Here is a 16,074-nt window from a genome sequence, read left to right as displayed (position 1 = left end):
AAATTATTATCTTATATCTGAAATCTATGTAGAAAAAACCTTGATTTTAATCTAGACTAAGCTGTTTTTTTATGCTATTATTCAAAATCTTAGTAGAAATTAATTCTAAACGAAAGGTTAATCTCATGGATAGACGAGACTTTATAAAAAGCTCTGCGGCAGCGGCTGCCTGTAGCGTTGCGGGCATCAGCTTGCCTAGCAGTCTTAGTGCTGCGGACGAAGCCGAAAAAGGCTGGCGCTGGGACAAGGCGGCCTGTCGCTTCTGCGGCACCGGCTGCGGCATTATGGTAGCCACCAAAGACGGCAAAATCGTAGCGGTCAAAGGCGATCCGCTAGCGCCAGTAAATCGCGGTCTAAACTGCATCAAAGGCTACTTCAACGCCAAGATCATGTATGGCGCCGATCGCATTACCAAGCCTCTTTTACGCGTAAATTCCAAGGGCGAATTCGACAAAAAGGGAAAATTTATCGAGATCAGCTGGCAAAGAGCGTTCGACGAAATGGAGAAGCATTTTAGACGCGCCTATAACGAAGGCGGTCCCGAGGGCTTTGCCGTGTTAGGCAGCGGTCAATACACCATTACCGAGGGCTATACCGCAGCCAAGCTCGTCAAGGCGGGCTTTCGCTCCAATAATATCGACCCCAACGCTCGCCAGTGCATGGCTAGCGCCGTCGTAGGTTTTATGCAAACCTTCGGCATTGACGAGCCTGCGGGCGTTTTCGACGATATCGAGCTAACCGATACCATAATTGCTTGGGGCGCAAATATGGCTGAGATGCACCCGATTCTTTGGTCTCGCGTCTCCGACCACAAGCTTCGCCACCCGGATCGCGTAAAAGTAATAAATTTATCTACTTTTACCACTCGCACCTCAAACATCGCCGATATCGAAATTATATTCCGTCCGAATACCGATTTGGCGATATGGAACTATATCGCAAGAGAGATCGTCTACAATCACCCGGATATGATAGATGAGAAATTTATTAAAGAGCACTGTGTATTCGCTACCGGTCCCGTAGATATCGGTTATGGCCTGCGAGAAGATATCAATCATAAAAAATACCGCAAAACCGAGCTAGACACCGCAGCTAAGCAAAAATCCAAAATTTTAAGCAAATCCGAGGGCGTTACGTTAGCATATCTTGGTATGAAAGAGGGCGACGTACTCGAAAACAAACACTCTGACAAATCGGATGCTCACTGGCTTATAAGCTTTGAAGAATTTAAAAAAGCGTTGGAGCCTTACACGCTAGATTTCGTAGCGCCTTTGGCTAAGGGCGACGAGAGCGAGGATTTAGAAGCATTCAAAACCAAACTTAAGCAGCTCGCCGATTTTTATATAGAAAAAGATCGTAAAGTAGTAAGCTTTTGGACGATGGGCTTTAATCAGCACTCAAGAGGAACTTGGGTTAATGAGCAAAGCTACATGGTGCATTTCCTTCTCGGCAAGCAAGCTAAGCCGGGCTGCGGAGCGTTTTCGCTTACCGGTCAGCCTAGCGCTTGCGGCACGGCTAGAGAGGTGGGCACGTTTTCTCACCGCCTACCTGCTGATATGGTCGTGGCAAATCCGGCTCATAGAAAGGTTTCCGAAAAAATTTGGAAGCTTCCTGAAGGCACGATAAACCCAAAACCGGGTGCGCACTACGTGCAGGCTCTGCGCAATCTCGAAGACGGCAAGATAAAATGGATATGGGTACAGGTCAATAATCCGTGGCAGCAGATCGCCAATGCAAACCACTGGATCGCCGCGGCGCGCGAGATGGACAACTTCATCGTAGTAAGCGAGCCGTATCCGGGACTAAGCGCGAAGGTAGCCGATCTAATCCTGCCGACCGCGATGATCTACGAAAAATGGGGCGCATACGGTAATGCCGAGCGTAGAACCCAGTGGTGGAGACAACAGGTCCTTCCCGTAGGCGACGCGATGAGCGATACGTGGCAGATGCTAGAGTTTTCCAAGCGCTTCAAACTCAAGGATTTCTGGGGCGAGACAAAAGTAAATGATAAACTTACGCTTCCAAACGTATTAGATAAAATTTCGGAATTCGGCTATACCCCTGAAAGCACGCTATTTGATGTACTTTTTGCAAATAAAGACGCTATGGCTTTCGCGGCAAAAGATCCGATTATGGCAAATTTCGACAACTCCGAAGTAAGCGGCGACTCTCGCGCCGTAATCGGCAGCGACGGTAAAGAATTTAAAGGCTATGGCTTTTTCGTCCAAAAATATCTCTGGGAAGAATACCGCAAATTCGGCACAGGTCACGGACACGATCTAGCCGATTTCGACACCTATCACCGCGTACGCGGTCTTAGATGGCCGGTCGTAGACGGCAAAGAAACGCTTTGGCGCTTTAACGCCCAATACGATCCTTATGCCAAAAAAGCGGCTCCTGACAGCGACTTTGCATTCTACGGCAACGCTAAAGCGGCGCTTCCTAGCGGCGATCTGAAATCCGCTACTTCGGGCGAAGAGAAAACAAGCCTCGTCAATAAAGCTAAAATTTTCTTCCGTCCATATATGGATCCTGTAGAAGTGCCAAGCGAGGAATATCCTTTCTGGCTATGTACGGGTCGCGTGCTGGAGCACTGGCATACGGGCACTATGACTATGCGCGTGCCGGAGCTTTATCGCGCGGTGCCTGAGGCAAGATGCTATATGAACGAGCTGGATGGCGCCAAAATCGGCGTACAACAAAACGAAATCGTCTGGATCGAGTCGCGCCGCGGCAAAGTCAAAGCTCGCGTGGATTTTCACGGACGTAACATTCCGCCGAAAGGGCTTATTTTCGTGCCGTTTTTTGACGAGAAAGTTTATATCAACCGCGTCACGCTCGATCATACCTGTCCGCTTTCAAAAGAGACCGACTACAAAAAATGCGCGGTTAAAATTTATAAGGCGTAAATTATGGATAGGCGTGAGGTCTTAGGTATTCTTTCTTTAGCTGCGGGCGTAGGCGTTCTGGGGCTCGGAGTCGCAAACTCTAGCGAGCACGCCAGACTCCGCCCGCCCGGAGCTATAAGCGAGAAAGAATTTCTTAGCAAATGCCTAAGGTGCGGACTTTGTGTCGAGGCGTGCCCCTTTGATACGCTTAAGCTTGCGAGCTTTTGCGATCATGCTATTGCAAACGGCACGCCGTTTTTTATCCCGCGCGAAATTCCGTGCTATATGTGCGACGACATACCTTGCGTCGCGGCCTGTCCTAGCGACGCGTTAGATAAAAATTTAGTGAGCGAAAACTCTAAGCTAAACGTGCGTCTATCCAAAATGGGCGTTGCGGTCATAGATACCGAGCATTGCATCGCTTATGCGGGTATCCAATGCGACGCATGCGTGAGAAGCTGCCCCGTGATGGATAAGGCACTTAGGATCGATTACCGTCACAACAACCGCACCGAAAAGCACGCCCTGCTCGTGCCTGTCGTAGATAGCGACTACTGCACGGGTTGCGGTAAGTGCGAGCATGCCTGCGTCACGAAAAAGGCGGCTATCAGCGTCGTGGAACGCGAGCGCGTCATAGGAATTTCCAGCGATAACTACGTCAAAGGCTGGATCAAGGGCGACGACGCGAAGCTAAAGGACGCAGACACCAAAATCAAGCTCGATCCGCAAAAGAGTAAGGATTACTTAAACGAGGACGATCTAATGGAAGGGGCTAGGCAATGAAATACACTATTTTAAGGCGTTTGAGCCAAATTTCTATTCTAGTCCTTTTTATTTTAGGAAATAATTTCGCCTTCAAAGCCGCGAGCGAAAACGGAATTTTATCAGGAATTCTAAAGGGCAATCTAAGCTCGTCGAAACTTTTCGGCACGATTAATCTAAGCGATCCGTTTGCGACGGCGCAGATGCTGTTAGCTAGCTTTTCTTTGGGCGCTACGGCGGTTATCGGAGCGCTTATCGTAGGAGCATTTTATGCGCTTATAGCGCCGCGATTATATTGCTCGTGGGTCTGCCCGATAAATTTACTGACCGATCTTGCCGCGTGGCTTCGTAAAAGACTTGGCATAACGACTAGGATCGTTAGCATAAACCGCAAAGCTCGCTACGTCCTAGCGGTGCTAGCGCTTGTTTGCAGCGGAGCTTTCGGCTTTGCGGCATTTGAGAGCGTAAATTTTATCTCGCTTTTCGCGCGCGCCGTCATATCGCTAAGTGCTAGTGCGTTTGCGATTGCGCTACTGATCGTGGTTTTTGAAATTTTTGCAGGCGATCGCACTATCTGCTCGCGGCTATGCCCGCTCGGCGGATTTTGGGCTGCGCTTAGCTATTTTAGCGTCATTCGCGTTCGCCACGAGGTCGATAAATGCACGATGTGCGGCAAATGCAAAATGGTCTGCCCCGAAGTACAGGTGCTTAAGATGGTTGGGCGCGAAAACGGGCGCGTTAGCAGCGAGTGTATCAGCTGCGGACGCTGCATCGACGTATGCGACGACGATGCGTTAAATTTTAGCATATTAGGAGTGAAAAAATGAAAAAAATGGTTTTAGGCTTAGCTCTTGCATGCTGTGCGGCGCTGTTTGCCGCGGACAAGACGGCATCTATAGACGCCGACAGCTTGGGCTTTATAAAAAGCGTAGACGAATCGGCGCAAAATAAAAATTCCCTGCCCGATTTCAAATATAGCGAGGATGCTCCGGGCGCCGCTTCGAAAATCGAGCGCAGCTTCGAAAACGCTCCGCCGCTCATACCGCACAGCCTAGACGGGCTCGTGCCGATCACGACGGATAACAATATGTGCGTAACCTGCCATATGCCCGAGTTTGCCAAGGATGTAGGCTCTACGCCAATTCCAAAAAGCCACCTGGTGGACTTCCGCACCGGAGTGGATCTAAACGGCACGCTAGCCGAGCAGCGCTTCAACTGCATGCAATGCCACGTACCGCAAGCCCAAACCGATCCGCTCGTGAAAAATAACTTCAAGGCTGATTTTAGCAGGTTTAGCGACGCTAATTCCACTTCTAATCTCATAGATACGCTAAATCAAGGCGCCGAGGTTGAGTAGGAGCCCGCGATGAAATTTTTACCGCTGCTACTTTGCGCCTGCTTCGTCTATGCCGGCAACGGCGTCGCAATACCTAGCGGCGCTGCGGGCATAGATGCGCCGGCAGGGGCTAGCTTCAGACTCGACATAGGCGCAAACGTCGCGGTGCTAAAAAATCTAGACGGCGAAATTTACGCAGGTCTCGACGATGGCAAGCTCTATAAAATTGCCATTAGCTCCGCGGAAAATTCCACGCGAAATTCTGCCGCCGGACAAAATTTCGCAGATCAAAATTCCGTCGCAAGCACAAATTCCGATGCGGCGCAGAATTTTAATGCAAAAGCGAGCGTAAATTCCACGGGAGATTCCACTGCGAATTCCGCTGCCGTAAATTCTTTAGCAAATTCAACCGCAGCAAATTCTACGAAGCAAAATTCTGCCGAAAATTCTACGGCATTAAATTCCGCATCGGGCGCAATATCCAAAACGCTAATTTTCGCCCTGCCCTCGTCCAAAAATTACCTAGACGAGCCGATGGGCGCTACCATATTCGACGTCGATAAACTAGGCGAAAAATACGCATTTTTATATAACGGCGACGCGTTTGAAAAGATGCTGGGCGTGTTTGCGAGAGGCAAGATCACGCACTACAAGCTACCGATGACGGGGATTAAAAACGTCTATTTCTACGACGAAAATACCGTGATTTTGCTAGGTCTTGGTAGCGAAATTTTATACTTCGACCTACCTAGCGGCAAGGTAAGCTTCGAGCAAAAGCTCACCATCGCGTCTTTGGGCGGCAGCGCTTACGACCGCTCCAGCGGAACGCTACTAATCTCGTGCGAAGGTGGCATCGTATTTTATTTCGACGCGAAAGCGAAAAAGCTTATGAGCCAAAAATCCCTGCACAAGGACGGAATCTACTCCGTGGCACTACTTGGCGATCGTATGATGAGCGGCTCGAACGACAAAGAAAGATCGTGCTACTACGAAAACGGCGATTTCGCTAAATTTTATAACGCCCATTTTGCAGTTTTTGCCGTGGCGCTAAGCCCCGAGCTGGGTGCTTTTACCGTTGGTAACGGCGTGCGCGTAATCGATAAAGCAGGCGAGATCGTCCGCAGCATCGAGCTGGACAACGACATCATCAACTATCTGCTTTTCGAAGGAGATTATCTCGTGGGCTCGGGGTACAATAGATATATCTACTTTTGGGGGCTAAAATGAATATTTCAAGCGTCGTAATCTATCTAGGCGCAGATACCGATATAGCAGCGTTTCGCAAGGAGCTGCAAAGCATCGGCGGCTGCGAGTTCGTCGCGTGCAAGGACGGCAAGGCGGTAGCCACGATTAGCGCAGAGAGCTTCGAGGACGAGATCGCCGCATTTCGCGCGATAGAGGCTATAAAAGGCGTAAGTGAGGCGATGATGATCTATTCTTACTCCGATCTTGACGCAGATATCGCCGCGGCAAACTCCGACAACGGCGAGCAGATAATGCGCGAGCTGGACAAAAAAGACCCGAGTCAGATCAAATACGGCGGCAAAGTGCGAGTCTAAACCGCCGCCGTAAATTTTAAAATTTTACCGCCAAATGTAAATTTTAAAATTTCAAATTTAACTACCAAATTTAACTATATAATTTTAACTGCGCAAACAAGCTTGGAATTTTTACAGCAAGTCGTTTGCTGCAAGCGCTGCGGATTATGGGCTCGTTAAGCTTGCATTGGATAATATAGCGCAATCTGCCCGAAGGAGTAAACTTGCGCCTAAAATACGCCTGCATAATAGTTTTTCTGATCTGGCTTTGCATATTTATCGCCTTGCTACCCGCATATAGAATTTCAGCGATCCTAGAAGCGCTTGATTTTAGCGATAAAAATCTAACGCAAAGAGAGATCGTAGAGTTAAATTTAAAAGATTACCTAAAAAAGCTTCACTACTTAGATAATTATCCGCAAATAGATTTCGGCAAGATGGCGGATATTCACTTAGACAAAAACGGCTATGAGAGAGTAAGATTTTCATGGTGCAACGGCGATAAATATCCCGACGACAGATGCGAATTTTGGAAGCTGGATAAAAGGCTAAATTTTGATTATCTAATGGATCTGGGCTCTAAAATTTGCAAAAACGGCAAGCCCATAGAAAATACTGAAGAGATTGTAAAAAACGACGAGATTTTAAAACTACGGCTCTTTTATCCTTGGGAGCAAAAGCATTTGATTGACGAAGATGGAAATTTTATAGATAATTTTATATATATGAGGTTTGGAGATGGCGCTTTCCATCCATTCGGCTTATTTACCGATTTTGTATTCACAAATAAAATGAATATACGCTCTTTGTTTAATGAAAATAAAGATATTAAATTCAATATAATTATTACGAATAAAAGTTGCTATCATGCACTTTTGGAGCCAATTTTCAAAAATTTATTAATTGGAGATAAAAAAGCGGATATAGAATCTTTTTGCTATAACTACATACATATCAAGAATAAAATTAATTGGTTTAATAATAAAGAGAAAATCGATTGCGATCACTCTTATTTCTTTTATTACATACCTATATATAAGAAGAAGAAAATGAGCGAAAAAGATGTATTGTCCGATAGTCATGTATTTTTCTATAAAGATATAGAGACTTTGTTTAAGCAATACCAAAATTTAAAGAATCAAAAGAACAAGATAAATTTTAACTCGCAAGGAGAAGGCGATGAAAGTGGGTATTGAGTTGCTGGGCATTGCTTGCTAGAGCTGAAGTTAAAATTCTTTCTTTTATTATCGACTACTTTAAATTTAAACTCTAATCCATAAAATTTCGCCACGCCGCGCGGTGTAGCTTAAAAATACTGCGCCGCCGCATGACGCGACCCAAAATAACAGCGCCGACGCCCGCGATCTTTGCTTTAAACCAGTCAAAGAGCGCGAGCGGCAGCCGAAATTAAAATTCGCCTTTAAATTTAAAGGCTTTGTACCCGCGCAAAGGCGCGAGCGAACAAAAACCGCGAGAGCACAAGAGCCGTAAGGGCGTATTGGTTTGCGCTTTACGGGCGAAATTTTCATAAATTTAAAAGCACCAAGCGGCGCAAGCCCTACTCGAATTCTATCTTTTTTAGATAATCGTATAAATTTAGCACCGCGATAAATAGCGTTAAAATCGCGGGTCCCAAGATCACGCCCCAGAACCCAAACGTGCTGATGCCCGAAAGCATCGAGAAGAAGATCAGCATCTCGTTGATGTTTGCGGGGTTTTCGACTAGGCGCGAGTTGATAAATTTTATCACGAGCGGCTTTACGAAGCTGTCCGCGAGCGTCGAGATCAGTATCACGCAATACGCCATTATCACGATCGCGCCCGAGGTGCTGCCCCCCGCTAGCACATATAGCGCTGTGGGCACGTAGATGAGCGCGCCGCCGACTGCAGGGATGAGCGAGCAGAAGGCGAAAAGCACCCCCATCAGCAGCGCGTCAAAGCCGAAGATCCCCGCGATGATCGAAAACAAAAAGCCCTGCAATACGGCGTTGAAGATGGTCGAGTAAAACACGACGCTCATCGTATTTGCCGTCTCGGAAAAGATATAATCGATCTGCGCGGACTCGACGGGTAGAATTTTTTTGAAAAAGCGCTTGAAGCTCTCGCCGTAGAGGTATGCAAAAAAGCAAAACACGACGATAAGCACCATATCGACGATAAATTTCGCGCTGGACTTTCCGACGACCGAGAGGTAGGAGATGATCTGCTTCGCCACGCCCGCGACGTCTAGGTTTGCCAAAAACGAGCGAAACTGCGTATCAAATTTTTCAAAAGGCCCGGGCAGCCTGATGTCTAGGCTCTGAACGTAGCTAAGCGCATCGTTTAGGCGCGCCATATCGAAGCTCGCAGCGTTTTTGGCGATCTCGATCACGGCGTAGATGAAGGGCACAAAAAAAAGCGTGCAGAGCAAAAATACGCTCAGCACCGAGGCTAGCGTGCGCCTGCCGCGGCACAGCTTGGTTACTTTAGCGTGCAGACCCGAGGTCGCCACCGCCATCAGCACGCCGATTACGATCACCATCAAAAACGGCGAGAACAGATAGATTACGCAGCAAAACATCAGCAAGGTTGCACCGATAAAAAATATCTTGCTCGTCTTCGCGCGCCCGCTAGCCTTGGCAAGGCCTGCTTTCATGCCCGCAGCAGCTCCCGAAGCGGCGGCGTCGCCTAATGCGGAAGCATTAGCAGATGAGACTTTGTCGGTTTCGGTACGGTTTTTGCTTTGATTTTCGGTGCCTAACGCAGCTGTGTCCGCTTTATCGGCGCCGGTATTTGCTCTGGCGGCTTTGCCCGTTTCGGCTATGCTTTCGCTTTGATTTTCGGCAGCGGTTTTGGTTTTGTTTTTGACAGTCGCTTTGGCTTCGGCGGCGGCTTCGATTTTACCCTCAGCGTTATTTACGGTCTGATTTTCGGTGAAATTTTGCGCCTCGCCTTTGGCGTTATCCTCGGCGTTATTTTGGGCTATCTTTTCAGCCAAGTTTTCATTGCGGCTTACGGCGTTGTCTTTTGGCGTCGGCAAATTTTATCCTTTTGAAATTTGATGATGTATTTTATAAGTTTTTTTATCAGATTTCGATTAAATTTTAAAATTTCACAAAATTTTCGAGCGGCGTTCTCACGCGTTTTCACATACAGCGCGCTATACGACATGTACACGAATCGTGCCTAATTTATGAAAATAGCGCATAGCTCGAACATACGTCAAAACTAGATGTGTGCTCCTATGCCGTATTTGAGCCCTGCGCGCACCGCGGCAGGACCCCGTCTTGCGCCGAGCTTTTGGCGGAGCTTGGGCTATCGCGCGTGGTAATCGGCGCGTGCGATACGAACGCGCAGGCTGCGGGCGGTGCGGAAATTTTACGCCGCGGGGGCATAGAGGTGAAATTTAACGTCTGCCCTGCCGCGGCGACGGAGCTTGCGGAACCGTTTTATCTGGCGCGCGAGAGCGGTTTTTGCTTCATCAAAATCAACGCCACGCTAAACGGCTCGGTGCATGGGCGGATCGGCAGCGAGAAGCAGCGCGCGTTCGTGCACGAGCTGCGCGGTGTGTGCGATTACGTAGGCGTAGGCGGGCAGACCGTGCGCGCCGACAGACCGACGTTGGACGTGCGTGCGGCTAAATTTGATGAAATTAGCGCTTCGGCAGGCAGAGCCGATATGCTGGCGCTAGACGTGCGTGTCGCGCCGCAAAATCTAAAGCTACGCGCGCCCGATGTTTGGATCCGCTCGCGCTGCAACTCTTACAATAAGCCCAATAGCAACTTCAAGCGGAAAAGAAAAATGTATAGCGAATGCGTCTGCTAGAAGCGAAGTAAAATCGGTACGATAAACGAGAGTATAGCGAAGGTTGAACGGGCAGCAGGCTATTTTTTAGAAAATCAATGTACCTTAATAATCGCAAACAACAATCTGCGTAGGGTAAAAGAATACGAATTTATAAAATAATGAGCATAACAGATGCGCGGATAGACTAAATTTTAACTTTCAATGGAGAGTGAGAATAATAGCCGCCCCTATAGGCATATGAAAGCAGAACTTCGCTCCAGCTTGCGCTGCAGCCGCATTGGCGAGACCATGCGAAAGCGCATCCCTTAATAAATACCCAATCCGTTACTCATTTTTTGCTCCTTCTTCTGGATTTTTTTTAATCAAATTTCTATCTGAAAAATTTATAAAAAATATCAATAAAAGTAGAAAAACTGCCCCTTTTAAAAAGAATTTAAACTGTGCGGTCATCAAATATGGTCTTAACAATATATGATCGAAATTATATTCCTTATATATTTTTCCATCTTTATCTTCAAGCTGTAAAATTTCATTATTGCCTAATATATCTGGGCTTGGCTCGCCGTAAATTTTGATTTTTTGCCCTTTTAGCTTTTCGTAAATATCGCTATCGCTTTTGCTTATTTCATAAACCTTTTTCTTGCCGTTTTCTAGTTCTATATGTATTCGTCCGCCGCTTCCGCGAAAATTATAATAAACGTTTCTTAAAATTCCTGTATCTATCTCAAGCTCATTCAATTGTTTGGGCGCCGTATCCGTTCTATAAATAGTAAGAAGCATCCCGCATAGGACAAAAAGCAAACCATAGCAGCCTATGCTAGCCACCTGTGCCTGCGGATGCGAAACTCCCCTGACAAAAATGCGTCTGTAAAATACATCGTAAAAATAATAGAAGAGCCTTTTTATATATTTTGTTATGAATTTCATAAAATTCCCTTTCATATTCTTTTGGATGTTTTTTATTTAGCGATAATAAATTTGCTCTAAATTTACAAAATCGCCTGCTTTAAATTTTAAATCTGAAGAAATTTTGAAACCAAGCAAAATTCAAAGATCAAATATACAAAATCGCCACGGCAGGGTTTCCACCTGCGTAGCTATGACTTAGTGCCGTGAAGTATAAAATTTCATCCGCCCTACTCCTCAAACAGATTTCTCTTCGCAGTCCTTAGCACGCGACCGAGCGCCTCGCGCGCCTTATCGGTTGCGATGCGGCCTTTGGCGGTCTTTTCGATGTAGCCGTTAGCGAGCAGATAGGGCTCGATGACGTCCTCGATCGTGCCCTCATCCTCGCTAAGCGCCGCCGCGATCGTGCTAAGCCCCAAGGCACGGCGCTTGGCGTCAAATAAAATTTCCAAATATTTTATATCCATCTCGTCAAAGCCCTGCTCGTCCACGCCCAGCGCCTCAAGCCCCTCGCGCGCGCGATCGTGCGAGATAGCGCCCTCATCGCGCACCTCGGCAAAATCGCGTATGCGGCGCAGCAGCCGTAACGCAATACGCGGAGTGCCGCGAGAGCGACGCGCGATCTCGGCGCTGGCGTCGGCTGCGCTTTCTTTTCCGAGTTTGACCGAAGCGATCTGCACTATCCGCGCAAGCTCGGCGTGCGTGTAAAACTGCAAGCGAAACTGCATGCCGAAGCGATCCCGCAGCGGCGCCGAGATCATGCCCGCGCGCGTTGTGGCGCCGATGAGCGTGAAGTGCGGAATGTCGATCTTGATAGTCTGCGCGGCGGGACCCGAGCCGATGATGATGTCGAGGCGGAAGTCCTCCATTGCCGAATACAGCACCTCCTCGATCGCGGGGCTTAGGCGGTGGATCTCGTCGATGAAAAGCACGTCGCCGCTTTGCAGGTTCGTCAAAATCGCCGCCAGATCGCCCGCCTTTTCGATCATCGGCGCGGCGGTGACCTTGATAGCGGCGCCCATCTGAGCGGCGATGATATGCGCCAGCGTGGTTTTGCCTAGCCCCGGCGGTCCGTAGAAAAGCACGTGATCAAGCACGTCGGCGCGCTTTTTCGCCGCGGCGATCGCGATAGCGAGGTTTGATTTGATCTTCTCCTGCCCCACGTAATCCTCGAAGCTTGACGGGCGCAGCGAGCTCTCCACGCTCTCATCGAGCTGCATCTTTTCGATCTCTACAATTCTGTCCATAATCTCTCTTTAATCGTTTTTAAAATTTTAGCAAGTGTAGCGAAAAATGGCTAAATTTTGACAATTTTAAAGGGACGGATCTTTGCGGGCGGAATAAAATTTGCCGCGCGGAATTTTACGGTACGCGCTTAGGGCTGGGACTAAAAAGCAGAGCGCCCGTCGCGAAAGACTGCGAAATTTTAGCGCGACGTTTTAAGACTACGCTCATGCCGTTGCGCCCGCTATGCCTTAAGTGTGAAATTTTGTCGTAGCGGCTCCCAAACAGCGCGCAGGTCGCTAACTGCGCTAAATTTTACGAGGTAAAATTTAACACGTATAATTTAAGGCTTTAGGCGTTCGCGAGCGGCGGTGCGAAATTTGAGCGCGTAGAATTAAAGAGCGAAATTTAGCCAACTGAAAAATACGCACGGAATTTTACAACGTAAAATTTGGCGCTTGGAATTTTGCGATATTAAATTCTGCGTTTGGAATTTTGCAGCGAAATTTTGCGACAAAATTTTGTCTCGTAGAATTTTGATGCGGATTTTGTTTTTGCGGCAGCGAAGATTTAAATTCTGCGCTTCAAGCTTCGCGGTACGCAGCAGGCTAGAATTTTATCTCACATAATCGGTTAAAATTTTGCAAGAAATTCTGTGTAGAATTTTATGCAAAATTTTGCCTTACGCGCTTGCGCAGCTAGGTAAAATTTCGCGCGCAATTTTGTTTTTCAAGACGACTTAGAATTTAGCGCGGATTTTAAAATTTACCGCTAAACTTAACGCGAGCTCGTGCGATTAAATTTAGCCTCTCAGCCTCGCGACGCCTTATCGATCGCACCCCAAATTAAGCGCTAAATTTTTCCTGCACGAGCCTAGTTCTACAAATCATGCTCTTCGATCAAAACGCTCTTATTATCGTCGTCGCCATCGCAGAACGCTCTATATAGGCCCGATGTCGTTTTTTCGAACAATAACACCACGCCGTCGCTTTCAAATTTTTTCGAGCAGCCCTTGGCGTGCAGCTTGGCGAGCTTCGGGCTATCAGGGGCATAAAACTGATAGCTATCGGTGAAGTGTTCCACGTATCGGTAGGTGATCTCCGCCCAAGGCACCCCGCTATCGCCGCTTCTATTTAGCACGATGGTTCTGGCGTTTATCGCCGCGAGCTTTGACTTTAGCTCCCCGAACGTCTTTTTGTCCCAGCCGATGAGCTTTAGCCCATCGCCGATACTCGGCGCATTATCTCTAAAAATGGAATTTGAATAAAATTTCGTCTCATCGCCGTCCAAATCGATCCAAATATACTCATCGCCGTAGGTGCTCTGGATTGTAACGCGCAAATTTTTAGGGAAGTTGCGACCTGCAAAAGCTAACAGGTCTAGGAATTTCTCGCGATTTTGCTCGTAGTTTTGCATCGGCGGAGCTTTATCCAGCTCCATATCATCTTTATCAAAGAAAGAATTAAATGCGAAAAATACCGCCAAAATCGGCAGCACCTTTACGCAAAAGAACAAGCCCATAGCCGCGGCTATGATAATTTTTAAAGCTTTAGCCAAATTTTCTCCTTAAATTTTATAGCCGTTTAGACCTGACGGCTGGTTTATGCCAGAATTCTACGGCTACGTGCGTAAAATTTTAGCACTCGTAGCGTATTTTGGAGCTACGGCTCGGATCATTCATGAAAAGCGCTCGTGCGTTGCAGTCGGCGACAGAAATAGCACCCGCAGCGGAAGTACGCAAACTCTCGCACGGCGCCCCCGTATAAAATATACCGCGCAGAGTATCCACCCAAAGCGCCTACGATCTCTCGCACTAGGTAAAGCGCTCGCAATCGCTCTCGCCGAATAAATTTCAAGCGGCGCGAGCCGTTTACATAGCCTGCGGCACGCGAAAACGAAGCGTTAATTTAAGGCAAGCATAGTTTTATTGCTAGAATTTCAGCGCGTAAATTTTAAAATTTAGCCCAAATCTCGCTACTGCTTATATTCAAACTCCTCGCTCGGGAAGCTCTCCTCCTTGACTTCGCGCGCGTATTCGCGCACTGCGCCTTTTACCAGCGCAGCGCCGTCTAAATAACGCTTAACGAATTTCGGTCGAAACTCCGTGAAAAATCCACACATATCGCTCCACACGAGCACCTGTCCATCCACGCCCGCACCCGCGCCGATGCCGATGACGGGCACGTCGGTGCCGAGCGCTACTTGATTTGCGACCGAGCAGATCGTCCCCTCGACCAGCAGTAGCACCGCACCCGCCTCTGCAAGCACTCTGGCGTCGCTTAAGACCTCGCGCGCGCCCTCCTCACCGCGCCCGCTTACCTTGTAGCCGCCCGTAAAGCGCGAAAACTGCGGCTTTAGCCCGATATGGCTCATCACGGCGATGCCGTTTCGATTAAGCAGCGCCACGGTATCTGCCATATGCGCGCCGCCTTCGATCTTAACGGCGTCACAGCCGGTGCTCTCATAGACTTTGGCGCAGTTTTGTAGCGCGAGCTCTGGCGTCGCGCACGAGCAAAACGGCATATCCACGACCATATACGCTCGCTTGAGCCCCCGTCTTACGGCGCGCGCGTGATAGATCATCTGCTCTACGCTCGCGCCCAGGGTCTCGGAGTGCCCGCCGAAGCTCATATTTAGGCTGTCGCCTACGAGTACCATATCGACCTCGTCGTCGAAAATTTTAGCAAAAAGCGCGTCATAGGCAGTGATCATCACGATCTTTTCGCCGGATTTTTTCATCTCGTATAATTTAGAAAGCGTAATTTTTGACATTTTGACTCCTTTGCTCGGTTAAAATTTCGATGCAATTTTAACATAAGCCGAATTTGACATTTATAAAATTTTGAAGTAAAATGCGCGTGCATTCTTTCGGGGGTGACTTGGCTTCGACGGGAACGGATGGGTCAAGGCGGCATGTCGCTTTGGATACAGCGTATAAAATCCAAACTAAATTTAAACGCAAACAACGTTAAATTTGCTCCTGCTTACGCTAAAGCTGCGTAAGTCCAGTCGAGCCCTGCTCTGCGCCGATACTATCTAAGCGCGGCGGCGGGTAATCTGCGATAGCGTAGCTCTGCGGCGTGACGAACCGTAGGGTGAAATCCTAGTCTTTGCGCCGGCGGGTCGTTTTGGAAAGTGAGCGAGCCTGCGCGAGAACTTCACTTTTGCTAAACATGTAGAGGCTTTGGTCGTTTGTTTTCGGACTGCGGTTCAATCCCGCACACCTCCACCAATTAAGTTATTTTTAAGTTTTAATCACTTCTTTTTACTTCTCTTCAATTCCCGTATATAGGTGCTTATCTTATATTTCGATTATTTTTCTCTCCTTTTATTTTTGTTTGTAGTATAATTACTTCTGAAAAAATAGGGGTTTTATTAGGGGCTTTTTTCGCATTAGGGTATTTCGTAAAGAAAAACGATATAGAAAAATGGCAATGGCAATAATCTTATACTTAAAAGGAGCGAATTATGTTTTTTATAGATGAAGATTACGTAAATATCGTGCCGCAGGATCTGCTAGAGCGCGGCATACGCCTAAGGGAGGAGTACGGAATTTATGATATAGCTTGGAGATTTGATGATGTAATGGAGGTGCTAAAAATCGCAAGAGATAGAGATATGCTTATCGTCGGAG

At 47.7% G+C, this 16,074-nt stretch carries 14 protein-coding genes and 1 other RNA gene; 10 read left to right on the top strand and 5 right to left on the bottom strand.

What is annotated here, in order from left to right; genetic code table 11:
- Positions 1 to 125 precede the first annotated feature (125 nt).
- The 7 genes from napA (at position 126) to Q0198_RS06395 (ending at position 7,720) form a co-directional block, all read left to right on the top strand.
- Positions 126 to 2,909, top strand: a complete 2,784-nt coding sequence (napA, locus tag Q0198_RS06425; RefSeq protein WP_297896251.1) for a nitrate reductase catalytic subunit NapA — start codon at positions 126 to 128, stop codon at positions 2,907 to 2,909.
- A 3-nt stretch (positions 2,910 to 2,912) separates the two neighbouring features.
- Positions 2,913 to 3,671 (top strand): ferredoxin-type protein NapG, encoded by a 759-nt coding sequence (gene napG / locus Q0198_RS06420; RefSeq protein ID WP_297896249.1) that lies wholly within the window; start codon positions 2,913 to 2,915, stop codon positions 3,669 to 3,671.
- Complete coding sequence (napH, locus tag Q0198_RS06415; RefSeq protein ID WP_297896248.1) at positions 3,668 to 4,477, top strand: quinol dehydrogenase ferredoxin subunit NapH; 810 nt, start codon at positions 3,668 to 3,670, stop codon at positions 4,475 to 4,477. Before napG ends, napH begins: the two co-directional genes overlap by 4 nt.
- Positions 4,474 to 5,007, top strand: a complete 534-nt coding sequence (locus Q0198_RS06410; protein WP_297896246.1) for a nitrate reductase cytochrome c-type subunit — start codon at positions 4,474 to 4,476, stop codon at positions 5,005 to 5,007. The genes napH and Q0198_RS06410 overlap by 4 nt, the downstream gene beginning before the upstream one ends.
- 9 nt (positions 5,008 to 5,016) lie before the next feature.
- Positions 5,017 to 6,213, top strand: a complete 1,197-nt coding sequence (locus tag Q0198_RS06405; RefSeq protein ID WP_297896244.1) for a hypothetical protein — start codon at positions 5,017 to 5,019, stop codon at positions 6,211 to 6,213.
- The gene (locus Q0198_RS06400) at positions 6,210 to 6,545 is read left to right on the top strand and encodes a chaperone NapD (protein ID WP_297896242.1); all 336 of its coding nucleotides are present in this window, start codon (positions 6,210 to 6,212) and stop codon (positions 6,543 to 6,545) included. The genes Q0198_RS06405 and Q0198_RS06400 overlap by 4 nt, the downstream gene beginning before the upstream one ends.
- Before the next feature lie 203 nt (positions 6,546 to 6,748).
- A complete protein-coding gene (locus Q0198_RS06395; RefSeq protein WP_297896240.1) occupies positions 6,749 to 7,720 on the top strand; it encodes a hypothetical protein in 972 nt (323 codons plus the stop codon).
- A gap of 362 nt (positions 7,721 to 8,082) precedes the next feature.
- Here Q0198_RS06395 and Q0198_RS06390 read toward each other — a convergent pair whose 3' ends face one another.
- A complete protein-coding gene (locus Q0198_RS06390; RefSeq protein ID WP_297896238.1) occupies positions 8,083 to 9,543 on the bottom strand; it encodes an AI-2E family transporter in 1,461 nt (486 codons plus the stop codon).
- Between the two features lie 194 nt (positions 9,544 to 9,737).
- On the opposite strand from Q0198_RS06390, the gene Q0198_RS06385 reads away from it, so the two are divergent.
- A complete protein-coding gene (locus tag Q0198_RS06385; RefSeq protein ID WP_297896236.1) occupies positions 9,738 to 10,328 on the top strand; it encodes a hypothetical protein in 591 nt (196 codons plus the stop codon).
- Positions 10,329 to 10,634: 306 nt separating this feature from the next.
- On the opposite strand, the gene Q0198_RS06380 is transcribed toward Q0198_RS06385, so the two are convergent.
- The 3 genes from Q0198_RS06380 to Q0198_RS06370 form a co-directional block, all read right to left on the bottom strand.
- Positions 10,635 to 11,237, bottom strand: coding sequence for a hypothetical protein (locus tag Q0198_RS06380; RefSeq protein ID WP_297896234.1), 603 nt, complete (start codon positions 11,235 to 11,237; stop codon positions 10,635 to 10,637).
- Between the two features lie 209 nt (positions 11,238 to 11,446).
- Entirely contained in the window at positions 11,447 to 12,463 is a 1,017-nt protein-coding gene (gene ruvB, locus Q0198_RS06375) for a Holliday junction branch migration DNA helicase RuvB (RefSeq protein ID WP_297896232.1), read from the bottom strand.
- Between the two features lie 856 nt (positions 12,464 to 13,319).
- Positions 13,320 to 13,997 (bottom strand): hypothetical protein, encoded by a 678-nt coding sequence (locus Q0198_RS06370; protein ID WP_297896229.1) that lies wholly within the window; start codon positions 13,995 to 13,997, stop codon positions 13,320 to 13,322.
- 46 nt (positions 13,998 to 14,043) lie between these two features.
- Between Q0198_RS06370 and Q0198_RS06365 the strand changes: the two genes are divergently transcribed.
- The gene (locus Q0198_RS06365; RefSeq protein WP_297896228.1) at positions 14,044 to 14,289 is read left to right on the top strand and encodes a hypothetical protein; all 246 of its coding nucleotides are present in this window, start codon (positions 14,044 to 14,046) and stop codon (positions 14,287 to 14,289) included.
- Between the two features lie 125 nt (positions 14,290 to 14,414).
- Here the strand turns inward: Q0198_RS06365 and panB are convergent, their stop codons facing one another.
- Positions 14,415 to 15,212: a 3-methyl-2-oxobutanoate hydroxymethyltransferase gene (gene panB / locus Q0198_RS06360; protein ID WP_297896226.1), complete on the bottom strand. Its 798-nt coding sequence runs from the start codon at positions 15,210 to 15,212 to the stop codon at positions 14,415 to 14,417.
- Between the two features lie 98 nt (positions 15,213 to 15,310).
- On the opposite strand from panB, the gene ssrA reads away from it, so the two are divergent.
- Positions 15,311 to 15,672: a transfer-messenger RNA gene (ssrA, locus tag Q0198_RS06355) on the top strand.
- Positions 15,673 to 16,074: the final 402 nt, after the last annotated feature.

The organism is uncultured Campylobacter sp. (genome assembly GCF_938045205.1).
Taxonomy (GTDB): Bacteria; Campylobacterota; Campylobacteria; order Campylobacterales; family Campylobacteraceae; genus Campylobacter_B.
This window is presented reverse-complemented; position numbering and strand designations above follow the sequence as displayed.

Excerpts from the sequence above, each read along its gene's own strand:
- napA (WP_297896251.1), top strand. The coding sequence starts at position 126 with ATGGATAGACGAGACTTTATAAAAAGCTCTGCGGCAGCGGCTGCCTGT.
- napG (WP_297896249.1), top strand. The coding sequence starts at position 2,913 with ATGGATAGGCGTGAGGTCTTAGGTATTCTTTCTTTAGCTGCGGGCGTA.
- napH (WP_297896248.1), top strand. The coding sequence starts at position 3,668 with ATGAAATACACTATTTTAAGGCGTTTGAGCCAAATTTCTATTCTAGTC.
- Q0198_RS06410 (WP_297896246.1), top strand. The coding sequence starts at position 4,474 with ATGAAAAAAATGGTTTTAGGCTTAGCTCTTGCATGCTGTGCGGCGCTG.
- Q0198_RS06405 (WP_297896244.1), top strand. The coding sequence starts at position 5,017 with ATGAAATTTTTACCGCTGCTACTTTGCGCCTGCTTCGTCTATGCCGGC.
- Q0198_RS06400 (WP_297896242.1), top strand. The coding sequence starts at position 6,210 with ATGAATATTTCAAGCGTCGTAATCTATCTAGGCGCAGATACCGATATA.
- Q0198_RS06380 (WP_297896234.1), bottom strand. The coding sequence starts at position 11,237 with ATGAAATTCATAACAAAATATATAAAAAGGCTCTTCTATTATTTTTAC.
- ruvB (WP_297896232.1), bottom strand. The coding sequence starts at position 12,463 with ATGGACAGAATTGTAGAGATCGAAAAGATGCAGCTCGATGAGAGCGTG.
- Q0198_RS06365 (WP_297896228.1), top strand. The coding sequence starts at position 14,044 with ATGCCAGAATTCTACGGCTACGTGCGTAAAATTTTAGCACTCGTAGCG.
- panB (WP_297896226.1), bottom strand. The coding sequence starts at position 15,212 with ATGTCAAAAATTACGCTTTCTAAATTATACGAGATGAAAAAATCCGGC.